General features: G+C 70.5%; 12 protein-coding genes. 1 reads left to right on the forward strand and 11 read right to left on the reverse strand.

The genetic code is table 11. From position 1 onward, the window contains the following. The coding region (locus GUY61_RS39250; RefSeq protein ID WP_208106373.1) for a hypothetical protein at window positions 1-191 on the forward strand (191 nt) is incomplete at its 5' end. 112 nt (window positions 192-303) lie between these two features. On the opposite strand, the gene GUY61_RS23635 is transcribed toward GUY61_RS39250, so the two are convergent. The 11 genes from GUY61_RS23635 to GUY61_RS23685 all read right to left on the reverse strand — a co-directional run. Further along, a complete protein-coding gene (locus GUY61_RS23635) occupies window positions 304-1,338 on the reverse strand; it encodes a replication-relaxation family protein (protein WP_243766695.1) in 1,035 nt (344 codons plus the stop codon). After that, window positions 1,335-3,821 carry an ATP/GTP-binding protein gene (locus tag GUY61_RS23640; RefSeq protein WP_166632247.1) on the reverse strand — a complete coding sequence of 829 codons (2,487 nt, stop codon included), beginning with the start codon at window positions 3,819-3,821 and terminating at the stop codon, window positions 1,335-1,337. The genes GUY61_RS23635 and GUY61_RS23640 overlap by 4 nt, the downstream gene beginning before the upstream one ends. Window positions 3,822-3,852: 31 nt before the next feature. Next, on the reverse strand, window positions 3,853-4,338 hold the full coding sequence (locus GUY61_RS23645; protein WP_166632248.1) for a hypothetical protein: 486 nt from the start codon (window positions 4,336-4,338) through the stop codon (window positions 3,853-3,855). A gap of 223 nt (window positions 4,339-4,561) precedes the next feature. Further along, the gene (locus GUY61_RS23650; RefSeq protein ID WP_208106374.1) at window positions 4,562-6,019 is read right to left on the reverse strand and encodes a peptidoglycan DD-metalloendopeptidase family protein; all 1,458 of its coding nucleotides are present in this window, start codon (window positions 6,017-6,019) and stop codon (window positions 4,562-4,564) included. Further along, the gene (locus tag GUY61_RS39255) at window positions 6,012-6,692 is read right to left on the reverse strand and encodes a hypothetical protein (RefSeq protein WP_208106375.1); all 681 of its coding nucleotides are present in this window, start codon (window positions 6,690-6,692) and stop codon (window positions 6,012-6,014) included. Before GUY61_RS39255 ends, GUY61_RS23650 begins: the two co-directional genes overlap by 8 nt. Before the next feature lie 75 nt (window positions 6,693-6,767). Then, window positions 6,768-9,200, reverse strand: coding sequence for a hypothetical protein (locus tag GUY61_RS23660; protein WP_243766696.1), 2,433 nt, complete (start codon window positions 9,198-9,200; stop codon window positions 6,768-6,770). Beyond that, entirely contained in the window at window positions 9,197-11,800 is a 2,604-nt protein-coding gene (locus GUY61_RS23665; protein ID WP_166632249.1) for an ATP-binding protein, read from the reverse strand. The genes GUY61_RS23660 and GUY61_RS23665 overlap by 4 nt, the downstream gene beginning before the upstream one ends. 42 nt (window positions 11,801-11,842) lie before the next feature. Then, window positions 11,843-12,406 (reverse strand): hypothetical protein, encoded by a 564-nt coding sequence (locus GUY61_RS23670; protein WP_166632250.1) that lies wholly within the window; start codon window positions 12,404-12,406, stop codon window positions 11,843-11,845. Further along, complete coding sequence (locus GUY61_RS23675) at window positions 12,403-12,744, reverse strand: hypothetical protein (protein ID WP_166632251.1); 342 nt, start codon at window positions 12,742-12,744, stop codon at window positions 12,403-12,405. Before GUY61_RS23675 ends, GUY61_RS23670 begins: the two co-directional genes overlap by 4 nt. A 16-nt stretch (window positions 12,745-12,760) precedes the next feature. Then, window positions 12,761-13,885, reverse strand: coding sequence for a conjugal transfer protein (locus GUY61_RS23680; protein WP_166632252.1), 1,125 nt, complete (start codon window positions 13,883-13,885; stop codon window positions 12,761-12,763). Continuing rightward, a partial coding sequence (locus tag GUY61_RS23685) for a hypothetical protein (protein ID WP_243766697.1) occupies window positions 13,882-14,190 on the reverse strand: 309 nt, incomplete at its 5' end. The genes GUY61_RS23685 and GUY61_RS23680, both read right to left, overlap by 4 nt.

Below are 14,190 nucleotides of genomic sequence, written 5' to 3' on the forward strand. Positions count from 1 at the left end.
CCTTCGCCGCGCCGGGGCTCGGCGACGGTCAGCGGCTCGCGTCCGCCGCGCTACCGGCGCCGCGGGAAGCCGGCGGCGCGGACACGGGCCGGCTTCCGCGGCCGTGGTCGGCGACGTCTTTGTCGAGGTCGGGCTATTCGGCGGTGGCGAGGATCTCGGCCAGCGCCGCCACGGCCGCTGCCGCAGCTTGACGCTGCGGTGCAGGATCTCGGTGAGCCGGATCATGCTCCCGCCGTCCGGCGGAGCCTCGAACGAGGTACTGGTCATGGCACTGCTTCCTTCAGGGCCGCGGGGAGCGGCCGGTCACTTCGTGGCGAGGTAGAGGTCGGTTGGGGCGGGCCGGGTGGCCGGAGTGCCACGCAGCAGCGGGGTGAAGATCGGGGCGAAGGGCCCGTGTTCCTGGAGCTGCTGCAGGGTGGTGACGCCGATGTTGATGTCGCCCTTGAGCCGGCTGAGGCGGACGTCCGCACCGGCGCGCGTGTAGAGGTCCTCGGTGCGCGCGGCCAGCCGTTGCGGGCGCCGGTCCGGCTCCCCGGCCTTCGGCGGCGCCGCGTCGAGAACCACCAGGACCCGGGGAAAAACCGGGTAGTTGTACATCCACGCCGGCCTGGTCGCGTTCGGCGTGCGTCGCGTGCGATCCGCGCTCTGCGGGACGTACTCGTACAGCCGGCCGTACGCCTGCAGCTTCGCGGCGAGCCGCGCGGAGGTCATCGTGGCGCGGTCGAGTTCGACGAAGAAGCTGAGCATGGTGCGCCGCCCGTTCTCCACGTGCACGTAGTTGAGGACGGCGTCGCTGATGACGTGGTCGTCCTCGAAGCGTCGTTGGCCGTCGCGGATCCGGTTGGCGACTTCGGGGGTCCAGTCCAGCGGCCCGCACTCGTGCCCCAGCCGACGCGCCCACTCGACGAAGGCGACCCCGACCTCGTTCACCGCGAGCGTGTGCGCCTGCCGGGCGCCGGCGACGGACTCGGGCGTCACCCGGTACGGCCGCGCGGGCAGTTCGCCGGCCTCCTCCACGGACTCGGCGCCGGCTTCGGTGAGGAACCACAAGAACGGCTGGCTCTGCACCCGCCCGCGACCGCCTGGCCCTTGGGCCCGGATCCGGTCGACCAGTCCGGCCTGGAGCAGCTCGCCGAGCTGCCAGCGCAGGTACACGGGGCGGGCCGGCCGCTTCTCCGGCAGGGTCAGCAGCACGTGCAGCTGGTGGGTGGAGAGCACCCGGTGCTGGTACAGCAGCTCCAGGACCTCGCCGCCGATCGCGTGGAAGCTGCGCGTGGGTGACGCGAAGCTACGCGTAGGCGCCGCCGCGGCGGCCGCTTCGACAGGGGGCAGAGTCATCCGAGCCTCGACTGGTTCTGGTGGGGGTTGATCGGGTGGACGTTGTCGGGGGCTTCCTCGGCCGGGTTCGGCTCCGCGCCGCTGATGACGGTGCCTTCGCTGTCGTGGACGCGCGGCCTTGCCGCTCCGCTGTCGGACGCGGTGCCGTCGACCGGTCCGTCCGGGCCCTCGGGGTCGGGCGGTGCGACCTCGTCGAAGTCGGGCTCGTCCGGCGGCAGATCGGCGCCGGCCGGTTCGTCGTCGTCCGGCGGGACGGGGAGGGTGACGATGAACCGGCGCAGCCGCGAGTCCAGGCGGCGCAGGTCGGTGAGGATGTCGCGGACCGAGCGCCGCTGCAGGTTCTCGTCGATGGCCCGCGCCAGCCGCTCCTCGTTCTGCGGCCGGTAGTAGTCGCCGTACAGGTCCTCCACCGAGGCGCCGCGGACCCGGAACGGGTCGGTCGTGCCGCCTTCGAGCGTCACGGACATCACGTAGCTGTACCGGTTGAGCTGGACGATCGTGTCGGGGGCGACCTTCTTGCCCCAGCGGCGGGTGACCAGCGTCGCCTCGTCGACGTCGGACGCGGTCGTCGACAGGATGGACAGGTTCTGCAGCAGGCCCTGCCTGGTAGTGGCGCTCAACCGCTGCGCCATCTGCGTCATGGCGAGCAACTTCACGTTGTACTTGCGCAGCTGCTCGGTGATCTGGGCGAGGGTGCCCTTCGATGCGCCGTCCACGCTGGTCAGCTCGTCGATGAAGGTGTAGAAGTCGCGCCGCTGGTCGGGCGGGGTGTCCCGCCGCGAGAGGCCGGCCCGGAAGAGGTCGTAGATCAGCAGGGAGCTGATGATGCGGTCGACGTCGCCGGTGCCGGCGGGGCAGACAAAGACGATCTTCCCGGTGTCCATGGCGTGCCGGATGTCGTACGTCGACCGGCTCGACCCGAGGAACGCCTTGATCGCGTTGGAGGAGGACAACCGCTCGATGATGTTCGTGACGACCGGGATGGCTTCCTTGCTGTAGCCCGGGAAGACGTTCTCCCAGAAGTCCCGGATGTCCTTGGGCAGGTACGGCAGCACGTTGGTCCGCCAGACGGCGTCCGTGAGGATCGTGCGGATCTGGAAGACGGTGGGCGCAAGGTCGGGCCGGCCGGCGCGGCAGACGTGCCACGACAGGTACACCAAGGACTCGACCGCGCGCGTGAGGATGGTCTTCGCACGGCCGGCCGAGTCGGACCAGTTCAAGGCCGCGGCGAAGCCGGTGACGATGTACTGGACGATGTCGGGGATCTCGGACTCGCGCCGGCGCTCCATCGACAGCGGGTTCCAGGAGCCGACCATCTTGTCGAGCTCGGGGCTCGTGAGGTCGATCTCCCAAATCCGGTCGGCCAGTTCCTTGTGCGCCAGGTACGGCCGGGCACGGGTCCAGCCGTCACCATGGGGATCAAGGAAGAGGACGCCGAACCCGCCGTGGGCGATCGCGATCGCCTGCACGAGCGACATCTCGGTCTTTCCGAAGCCGGACTTGCCGAGGAACAGGGCGAAGAGCAGGTACTTCAGCGGGACGCCGGCGAGGCGCTCCCCGCCGCCGGACTTCGCCACCCACCCGAGAGGCAGCAGACCGCGCTGTCCCGTCCACGTCGGCAGTGCGGCGGGCGGCGGCGGGACGACTCCGCCCGAGCGGGCGATGTTCGGGGCCATGTTGTGCTTGGTGGGGGGCTTGAGCAGCCCGGCGATCTCCTGGGCGGTCACCCAGGAGTGCCGGCGCGGTACGAAGAGCCCGGTCTCGAAGCGGCGGTCGAACCTGCCCCGGTAGATCCAGTGGTCCGCCCGGACGCGGGTGACTCCGAGGTGGAGACCGACGGGGCGCAGGTGGTTGTCGCCGGACCACGGCTCCAGGGCGGCGAGGACCTGGTCGAGCAGCATCCGGGCCCGGTACTCGTCGCGAGCGCAGGTGCGCACGAGCAGCTGCATGGAGAAGACGGGCTCGGCCCCGGGGACGAGCTTGCCCATGGCGGCCTTCATGTCCGTGATGCGGTAGGTGGTGCGCTGTTGGTGGTGTTGCCGCTGCCGTGCGCCGCCGCCCTGGTTGCCTTTCATTTCGGTGGCGATTTCGGACATCACCGCGCCGAGGTCGAAGCCGAACCGGTTGGTGCGCTGCTGGGGCATGCCGGGTATGGCCGGCCCGTCGGAAGGGTTGCGGCGGGCCTGTGCCAGCAGGCGCCGGCGGCGGCTGCTGACACGGTTGGGGGAAACGGGCACGAGGTCCAGGACGACGTCGGCGCTCTCACCGAGGTCCTCGCGGACGTCGGCTACCGCGTTGGCCAGGGCCTCGAGCGGATCCGGGGTGAGCGGCACTTCGCGCAGGGCGAGGTGGTCGGGGAGGGCCAGGGCGAGCTCGGCGCGGGCGTAGTGCATCTCCCGGGTGGCCGGCCTGCCGCGGCCGCCTGTTTCCGGCTTGGCGAGGTCGACCGGTTGGGCGACGGTCGTGTCTGGTGCGATGGTCATGATCTACCTGTCTGTGGTGTGCGTCGGGGCGTCAGGAGCCGAGCCGGATCTGCGGCCGTTCGCGCGCAGCCCTGCCGTCGGCTTCCACCGGCCGCATCTCCACCTGGGCGTAGCCCTGGTGGCGCAGCACCGACATCGCTCGGTCCGGGCCCTCGACCCTCATGGACAGCGATCCGTTGGAGATGGTGAAGCGGACACGGAGGGCGCTGGTGCGGGTCGAGGAGACGAGCCAGCGCGACACGCTCTTGTGCGCGCGGGCCATCTGGTGTCCGAAGCGGATGACCTCTTCCGGCTTCGGGTCGAAGCCCGTGGTCGGCAGTACCTCCAGGGCCGTTCGCTTGGCCATCGGGCCGCGGGACAGGGCCCAGCGGACTGCGGCAGCGCCGCCGCCGGCAGCAAGAGCGAGCAGCGCGACCCACCAGGCGTTGGCCATCACCGAGTCCGTCAGCCGCTCGGCGTGACCCGGAAGGTCGCCGATGAAGCCGATCACGCCGTCGACGAGGTCGTTCGTGGTCATCGCCCACCGCCCGAGGACGAGGCGCGCGGCGGCGCCGCGGCGGCCGGAGCGGGCACGGGGGGAGTCGGGAGCACGGCGGCACCTCCAAAGAGCAAACGGGCTTTTCACCTGCTACAGGTGTCGGGATCCGGCTCGGTGTGACACTCCGCTCCGAATTTCTTCGCGGTGTTGCGTCGGTCGGCGTCACGACCCCTTGCAGGGGCACGTGACGCCGACCGACGGGTCAGATGTCGACGCCGTGACCGCGGAGGTAGGCCAGCGGGTCGATGTCCGATCCGTACTCCGGTCCGGTGCGGATCTCGAAGTGGAGGTGCGGACCGCTGACGTTGCCCGTGGCCCCGGAGTATCCGATCCGGTCGCCGCCCTTCACCTTCTGGCCCACGGAGACGTTCAGCGAGGACTGGTGCGCGTACTGCGAGTACTTGCCGTCCCCGTGCTTGATCACCACCTGGTAGCCGTACGCGCTGTTCCAGCCGGCCGTCACCACGGTGCCCGGGCCGACCGCGCGGATCGCGGTCCCTGTGGGCACCGGGAAGTCGATCCCGGTGTGGTAGCCGCTCGACCACATCGACCCCGAGACCCGGTAGCCGGTGCCGATGTGCTTGTCGGCGACCGGGGCGACCCACGAGCCCGAGGTGCTGCCCGAGCCGGGCTCGGTGTAGTTGGGCCGCTTCATGATCAAAATCCGGCCTTTCCAGAACGAGAGGGGCTTGATCCGGACGCGGGCACCGGTATGCGGCGCGTCGATCACCTCCCCGCCGCCGATGAACATGGCGACGTGCTCCGGGCTGGAGGCGCTGCCGCCCGAGAAGAGCAGGTCGCCGGGACGCAGGTCCTTCTGCGAGTTCACCTTGGTGCCGATGTCGACCTGGTCGTACGTGACACGGGGGAGGTTCACGCCGACCTTGCTCCAGGCGTACTTGACCAGGCTGGAGCAGTCGCACCCGTTGGAGCCCTGGAACGGGGGCTTGCAGTTCCCGCCCAGGACGTAGGGGGTGTTGTAGGCCTCCTTGGCGCCCGCCACGACCTTGGCCAGACCCCCGGACGTCTTGCCGTCCATCGGTGCGGACCAGCGCTCAGCCCGGTCCCGGATCTCGCGGACGTACTTGCGCGTCTCCTCGTACGGCGGGATCCCGCCGTACTTCTTCACGTTGTTCCCGCCGGCGTTGTAGGCGGCGAGCATGTTGTCGACGACGTCACCGGGCACGCTGCGGATCTCATCAGCGAGCTTGCAGTCGTAGGCCACCATCGAGGGAACCGCGTCCTCAGGGTCCAGCGGGTCCGCACCACCCTTGTTGTTGGCGTCGATGCCTTCGGTCGCCCAGGTGGAGGGGATGAACTGCGCGATGCCCAACGCGCCGGCTCCGCCGTCGGGCGGGTTCTTGCGAAAGTTGGACTCCTGGTAGAGCTGGGCGGCGATCAGCGAGGGAGTGACCTCCGCACAGCCGTACCTCGACACGGCATCGAGGATGATGGGGCGCAGCCAGTCGGGTATCTCTTTGGTGTCCGACAGGCCGCCGCCGAATCCCGCGTTCTCCAGTGCGTCGCTCGTGTTGTCCTCACCGATCGCCGACGACAGTGCCAGCACGGCGCTGATGATCAGGCCGAGTCCGAGCAGGGAGGAGACAAGGCCCGCGATCAGCACCCGTCGCAGGACCTTGGACTCGCCCTGCTCAGACATTGGGCAGCCCCACGACACGCCAGCTGCCGTCGGCGCCGCGGCGCAGCTTGAGGGCCACCTGCTCTTCGGACTCGGTGACGGGCCCCTTGGCCGGCGACTCCTTCAGCTTGTAGATCACGCGCGCGAAGCTGGAGTCCTCGCTGGGGGCTGGCGCTCCGTCCGGCAGCGACACCCGCAGAACCGTCACGGTCACCTGGACCTGGCGGTCCTTCCAGCTCAGCCACTGCTGCGTGCCGGCGCTGCCGCTGGTGTGGGTGCGCAGGTCCTCGGCGAGGTCCCCGGCGGCGTAGGCGGCGGCACGCCTGGATGCGTCGTCGAACGACGAGTCCCGGCCCGGCCGGGCGTCGTGGCTGGCCCATGCCGTCGTGAAGGCGCGGGCCACTTCGTCGACCGGCGCTGGAACCCGCGCCGGGTCGGGGTCCGGTACGTCATGGGACCCGGACGGTTCGGCATTGGGCGAGGCCTCGGCTGGGGGTGTGTCGTCCTTGCCGTTCCCGACCGCTGCGCTGGATGGCGCGGTCGTACGCGGAGCCGATCCGGAGCCGGCGGGACGCTCGCCTCCACCGAGTCCGAGGAGCAGGGCGACACCAACAGCTGCCAGGACAGCCGCAGCGACGAACAGCGCGATCGTCCCGCGCTGAGCACGTACACGCGCGGCATCGGTTTTGGGCATGGAGGTCCCCCGTGAGGTGGTTCTGGTGCGGTGATCTGGGCGGCCGGGACCTTGGAGGTCCCGGCCGCGCCCCGGCTACGGCCGGGGCCTGGGCGGGCCGGGCGGCCGGGTGGCTCGCCGGATGGCCCGAGGCGGACCAGACGGCTTGGCCGGCGGTGTCGGCGGTGCAGGGGTGGGCGGGGTCGGCATCTTCGGCACCGCGGCCGGCCCGGCAGCCGGCGGCTTGACCGAACTCGGCGTCTTCGTCCCGGCCGCCTTCGGCGCGGTCTTGCCGGGGGTCTTGGATCCGGCCGCCGACGGCGCGCCCCCGGGGGTCTTCGGCGCGATCGCTCCGGCACGGGGCCCGGGAGGAGTCGCGGCCCTCGGGTTCGGCTTGATCTGCGCCAGACCGAGGTTGACCTGCGCCTTCGTCCCTTGCTTCGCCACGAACTTCCCGGCCGTGGCGACGTTGCGCACGTACTCGTCCTTGAAGTCCTTGGCCTCCTGGACCTTCTTGTCGACGGTGCGCGCCTTCACGGCCTTGAGGTCGTCGGCGACCTTCTTCCCACGTGCTACCGCCGCGGCGCCGCCCCGCTTGGTTGCGGCGACGCCGCGGGGAATGCCCACCGGCGCGCCGACGGTGGCCATGAAGGCGAACTTCGTCGCTTTGGCGCCGTACTTGGCGGTGGCGGCGGCCGCTTTGCCGGTGGCCATGGTGGCCCTGCCGCCCCGGGTCTGGGACATCTTGTTCGCGGCGGCCGTGGCCAACCGCTTCTTCAGCGTCTGCTTGGCCGCCTGCTGTGCCGCGACCTTTGCGGCCGCGCTCGCGCCGCCGGTGCCCACGGCTGCGGCGGCGTTGGTGGCGAGCCGGGCCGCGGTTCGCAGTCGGCTGGCCTTGCGGTTGGCCTGCGGCGAGCCGACCCAGGCGTTCTTGGCGGCCTTCATGCCCTGGCCGACGGGCCTGCTCACGCGCCGGGCCTCGCCGCGGGCCTCGCCCCACATCTGCTTCAGGCCGGGGGCGGTCTCGGCATAGCGGCCGGGGCTGTTGAACACCGAGCGGCGGGATCCGCCGACGCGGGCGTTGACGAGCTTGCGGTTGAGGTTGACCGCGATGCTCTGCGCGGTCTGCTTGATGCGCTTGTGGCCGGCCAGACCGGCGACGGCGGTGACGTCGATGACGATGAATTTGACGGCGAGGACGTCGCCGGTGTCCGCGTCGATGAGGGCCAGGACGATCAGGATGAAGATCGCCAGGAAGAGGATGGAGATGATGACGCCGAGGACTGCCTTGGTGATCGCGGAGAACCAGCGCCACAGGGTGGCGCGGCCGCCGCCGGGCAGGATGCCGGCGGTGAGGGCCCAGTGGCCGCGGATCGCCTCGAAGGCCAGCCAGCCCTGCGCGGTGAGGAACGTGCCGGTGACCAGGATCATGAGGATGGCCACGATGACGGCGGCGATCGCGACGAACAGAGCGGAGAAGGCGAGGTCGGCGGAGGCCCGCTTGGCCTTGGGCTTCACGTCCCCGCACGCGGCCTCGAACTTCTTCGAGTTCTCGGTGAGCTGCCCGATGAAGTTCGTGTCGTAGATCGAGTCCATCATCGCGGCGTCCCAGTAGTTCATCCCGAGCTGGTCGAGGTTGAACTCGGCGAGCTTGAACTCGCGGAACGCCTTGTCGCACTGTCCGTCGAAGGTCTGCCCGTACACCATGAGCTGATTGGGCTTGACGATGAACGCCTCCACGAGGGCGTCAGTGATCGGCTTCGCCACGTTGTTGGGGTCGGCGCTGCCCTTGGCGCTCGCCGGGTCGTCGGCCAGCACGATGGAGGCGACCTCCAGAGTGAAGTCCTTCGACTTCCCCACCAGGCCTCCCTCCGAGAGCAGCATGGTGGAGCCCTGCGGCTGAGCCTGGTCGTGCTGGCCGAGCAGCACCTGGGCCGGCGAGACGAGCACGGTGGTGGTCAGTGCGGCGACGACGAGGGAGACCCCGATCTCGGCGAAGCCTCGTGAGCGCTCCTTGAAGAGGATCAGCCAGCCGCAGTAGAAGCCGGCGAACGTGAGAAACAGGCCGGGGAGCCCCAACCTGTCGATGACCTGGTTCTTGATGGTGCTGGAGATGTCCTCGACGGGGCCGACCATGACCTTGGCCAGCCCGAAGTTCAGAGCCCACTTGATCAGCCAGCAGGTGAAGCCGATGACCCACTTCGAGACGCCGAAGAGCAGCTGGGCGACGATGTTCCAGATCTTGAGGTCGATGTCCTTCCAGCCACCGGTATCCGTTTTGACGGTGTAGGAGCTGATCGGGACGCCGTCCTTGTCGGTGACGTTGAACGGCTGGAGCAAGCCGTCGCTGCCGTCCTTCGGCTTCTGGTTCAGGTTCTTGCCGGCCGGGCCCGCAGCCGGCGCGGAGGTGCTGGGCGAAGGCGACGGGTCTGCCGTGGCTGCAGGGGCCAGCACCACGGTGAACAGGGCCACCAGGACGGCGATCAGACCGAGGCGCCGCTTGATCCCCCTTCGCTGTATGCGGCTCATGCGAGGGCTCCGTCCGCCTCGGCGAACTCCACGGCCTCGTCGTCCTCCTCGGCACCCTGCCCAGGCGTCGTAGTGATCGCGGCGGCGGCGTTCTCGTCCGCCGGGATCAGCACCTTGATCCCCGCGATCCGCTTGCGGAGGTCGCGGTAGAGGCCCTCGCCGGCCCGCAGGGCGCGCTCGGTCTCGCTGACGTTGAGCGGGGAGAGGTTCTCGGTGATGACCTTGAGCATCTCCTCGTCAGCCGGGTCGAGATCGAGGAACTCCAGGCACCTGGCGGCCAGCGCCTTGCCGCGGTGACGGAAGACGAAGATGTGGGACAACAGCGCCCGGATCTTGTCGCCGATCTCCGACTTCGGGCCGATGTCATACGGGTCGTGCGAGCCTGCGAAAGCGCCGGCGTTGTGCTTGCGGCCGTCGGCGATGAGCTCGAGCAGCAGGTTGGAGCCCTCCGCGGACGAGGTGAGCCACCAGCACTCGTCGAGGAAGACGCCGGCGAACTCGTTCGGGTCGGCGAACGCGATCTCCCGGCAGAGCGCCGTCATCAGGTACATCAGCCGCCAACCGAAGCGCTTTTCGACCTCCAGGCTCGGGAGGCGGTGCTCGGAGAGCTCCTCCTTGGTGGGCAGGCCCAGGCGGTCGACGGCGAAGACGATGCTGTCGGCGTCGGTGATCCGTACGACCGGCAGCGTGGGGTCGAAGATGACGCGGCCGAGGTCCTTCTTCGCCAGCGACCGCAGCTTGCGCACGAGTTCGGAGGCGGCGGCGCGGACCGCGTTGTCGTTCGGCTCCTCCGGGTCGGGCGTGCGGGCCCGGTCGGCGAGCGTGTCCATCAGCGCGGTCATGCTGGGCTTGGGCCCGAGCCGGGTGGCCTCGATGGCCTCGGCGAGGGTGATGCCCTCGATGCTCATCGAGCCGATGTCCAGGAGCGGGGTGAGGAAGGACTCGGTGTAGCGGGCGGCGCGCGGGCCGCGGAAGACGCGCAGGGGGTCGAGGGAGACGCCGGCGTTCTCGTCGACGTTGATGATCTGGGTCGTGCCGGGGCAGGCGTTCGCGAATCGCGACCACTCCTGCTGCGGAGTGCGGTCGATGACCAGGGCGCGGCCGCGGGAGTTCCTCTGGCCGGCACGGTGGCCGGTGGTGAGGATCGAGTACATCGCGCACTTCATCGCGACGGACTTTCCGGAGCCGAGCTCGCCGACGAACGCGGCCGATGCCGAGGCGTTGACGCGGGGGCCGTGGGAGAAGTCGACCAGTACGGGGCGGACGCCGCCGCCGTTGAGCTGGAGGCCGAAGAGGCTGCCGGAGTCGTCGCCGAGGCCAGCGCCGCAGAACGGCATCGACATGGCGAAGTCCCTGGCCAGCAGGTACTGGGTGTAGTCGAGCATCGGCCCCGGGGTCTTGGTGCCGGGCAGCATGCCGTGGAAGAGCGCGACCTGGTCGCCGGTGGGCCTCACGAGTGTGTAGTCGTTGCCGCCGAAGTGGTTGGCCAGCGACGTGGCCTTCTCGTCGGCCTCTTCGGGGGTGGTTCCCCACACGCAGGTGGCGACGGTGGCGCGGATCTCGACCTCGGTGCTGGAGGCGGTGAGCCGGTCGCGGTACTCGTCCAGGGCGAAGGACGCCTTGTCGAGGGAGGCCGGCACCCCGGAGGTCTCCCCGTCGTATTCGCCGCGCTGGTGGGCGAGCTCGCGCTGCTGGCGCCGGCTCTTCGGTTCGGCCTTCGAGCCGGACTCGACGTGCAGGCGGACGGCCCAGTCCACGGGGAAGTTGAACTCGTCCAGCGCCGCCAGGTACTCGCTGCCGGGGAAGCGAAAGGCTTCGGGCATCTCGCTGAGAACGCAGAACGCCTGGTAGGAGTCGCCGTGTTCGCTGGTGGCGCGCAGGTAGCGGCGCTTGAAGGGGTTGGTCGGGCCCTTGGAGGCCCGGGTGCCGCGACCGCCCTCGTCCAGGATCACCTGGGTGTGGGCGGTCACCGTGTGGCCGCGGCCGCGCAGGGCGCGCGGTGCGCCGTCCTCGGGAAGGAGCGGCTCGCTCAGGCCTCGGCGGGCGCTGTGCCCATAGATCCACAGGATCTCCGCCTCGGTGGCCGGCCGCATCTTGATGCCGGAGGGCCAGCCGGCCGCCAGGCGGTTGGCCTGCTCCAGGCGCTGGCGCTCCTCGGAGAGGGAGATCGGGGCGACCGGCAGGCCGAGCGCGCCCATGACCTCGACCTGGAGCGAGGAGAGGACCGCCCGGCTGCTCTGCTTGAAGTCGAGGTGGGGCAGGGGGACGGCGAGGAAGTCGACGCGGCCGGTGAGTTCGAGGTCCTGGAGCTGGTCGAGGACCTTCAGCGCCAGGTCGACGTACTCGGGGGAGGCGTCGAGGTCGACGCCGGCGGTCATGCGGGTGACGACCGACGCGGCGTCGACGCTCGGGCACAGGCTGAGCAGGAGGGCCTCGCCCCGAAGGGATTTGAAGAGGGCTTCCAGGGAGTCCAGCCGCTCACGCTTCGTGGACTTGCTGGCGTGGGTGTAGTTCTCGGTGTCGACGCGCCACACCGCCCACACGGTGGCGGCGGTGGTCCAGATGAGGTGGCCGCTGATGTGCCGGACGGGGAGACGCATGGGTTCTTCCTTCTGTGCTGGTGGTGATGACGAGGCGGTTCGTCACTGCTCGTCGAGGGAGGCCAACAGGGCCTGCAGCCCGGTCTTGGGTTCCGACCGGGCCGCCGCGGCCGCGGCTGGCACCGGTCCCGGGCGGGCTGTGCGCCGGGCCACGGGAGCGGGCACCGGGGCGGGCTTGGCGGCGGCCGCCGGGGCGGGCCGCTCGGCGGACCGGACGCGCACCGTGCAGGTGGCGGTCGCCAGTCGCGGTCGAGCGACCCGCTGCGGCTTGCCGGCCAGACGTCCCTGGGCCGGAGTGGAGGAGTAGATGAGCAGGCTGCGCACGGCGCGTGCCGGGTCCCGGCCGTCGAGCCGCGCGTACCGCAGCACCCAGGCCAGGCCCCAGGGGATCAGTGCCATGAGGATGAAGTTCATAGCGCCGAAGTGGGCCCACAGGTCCCGGGTCATGACGAGGAGCCCGAAGCTGATCACCATGGTCATGACCTGGGTGATCGTGTAGGGCCCTCCCGGGAGCCGGCCGGCTCCCGGGAGCTTGCCGATGACCAGCGGGTGCTTACGGGCTCGCGTGTACGAGTGCCCGATCAGCTCCTCCTCCGAGGCGCTCACGAGACCCGCCAGCCCTCACCCGCCATAGCGGTGGCGTCGCCGGTGACGTGGACGACGGACACCGACGTTGCGGTGTCGTCGATCTCGGAGCCGACCTTGGTCTTGAGGACGTTGAGGTTGCTGATGCCCCAGAGCACGAGGGCGGCCAGGACGAAGGCGACGAGGGTGCCGACGAAGGACCGGGTCTTCCACCAGGCCATCAGCACGGCGATGATCGCCATGAGGGCGGCCACGGCGAGGACCAGCGTGCGGACCTGCCCCGTCTTGGTGTTGGCCCAGTCGAGGACGTCGCCGGCGAGGACGACGTGGTCGGGGTTGGCTGCTGCCAGAGTGCGCATGAACGATTCCTCTTTCTCAGGAGTTCGACGGCGACGGCGAGTCAGATGCCGTGGCTGCGTCGGGGCTTGGGGTAGTGGTGTGCGGCGCCGCCGAGGGCGGGCTGCTCGCGCGAATAGCCGGGGCGTCGTCGACGGACGCGACCTCCCAGCGGCCGGCGCGGGACTTGAGGGTGAGCGCGTAGTTCAGCGAGACCGGGCTGCCGGCCTGGTCCGTGGCATCGACCTGGACCAGCTGGTGCAGCACCGTGCCGTCGGCCGGCACCTTCTGCTGGCCCGAGCCGGACGAGTCGTCCTGGACGCCGGTCACCTTCACTGCGGCGTACGGTGCAGGGCTGATCGGCTGGAGCCGCGTGCCGGGCGAGGTGTAGCGGTCGAGCTCGGTCGTACCGGTCAGGTAGGCGGCCAGGAATCCGCGGGCGGTCTCGACCGACGGGTCCGCGCTGCTCGACCCGCGGTCGGTCTCGTACGCCAGGCCGCCCGGCTTGAGCGCGGCCGGTGCGGCCACCTGCGCCGGCAGCGACGTCGCCGCGTAGCCGGCGGTGGCGCCCTGCTCCGTGCCGCCGGCGCCGGCCGGGCCGGTGGCCTGGATACCGACACGGAAGTACTGGACGCCCAGCCGCGTGGACTTGCCCTTGTCGTCGTGTGCGGTGACGTCGGCGGCGACGGTGACGGACCAGTAGCCGGGCTGGACCTCGCGGGAGGCAATCACGGTGGACTGGGTGGCCGTGCGGGTTCCGGGCTTGACCGCGAGCGCGACGGAGCCGGAGTAGTACGGCGCCAGGTCCCGCTCGGTGCCCTGGCCAGCCTGCAGATAGGCGGAGACGAACAGTTCAGCGAAGCCGGCCGGCCCGACCGGCGACGCCGGCGACGCCGCGGCGGCCGGTTTGGCCGCGCCCTGGGCGGGAGCGGACGAGGAGAGGAACGCGAGCGCGCCGAGGACGGGGCCGGAGACCACGAGCGCCCAGACACCGGCACGGACCAGCCGGGAGAGCCCGGCCATCTGGGCCGTGCTCGTCTTCCACCCGGTCTCATCCGGCTCGTCCGCCGGCGTCTCCTGGGGCTCGTCTACTTCCTCGTCCCAGGCCTCCGCCTCGACGAGCTGCTTCTTGGCCGCCTTGCGCGGCCGGCGCTGCCGCCTCACGACGCCGTCCGCAGGGCCTGGACGGTCAGGACCGTCGAGATGCGCTCCTTGAGCTGGTCCGGCGTGCGCTGCAGCAGCACATCCCACGACGCCAGAGAGGCCTCTGACTCCTTGTCGAGGAAGGCGCGCATCTGCTCGTGCAGGTCACGGTCCATCGGCCGGCTCACCAGAGCGGCAGCGATCTTGGTCAGCTCGCGCGAGGCACGGGCCACACGGGCCTCGTCGGCGTCTAGCAGCTGTCGGCCGGTGCCGGCCGGGGACATCGTGGTCACGTCGGTTCTCCCGGAGTCGAGAAGGGGCGGGGC

It is taken from the genome of Streptomyces sp. GC420, assembly GCF_009916105.1.
In the GTDB taxonomy this organism is placed as follows: Bacteria; Actinomycetota; Actinomycetes; order Streptomycetales; family Streptomycetaceae; genus Streptomyces.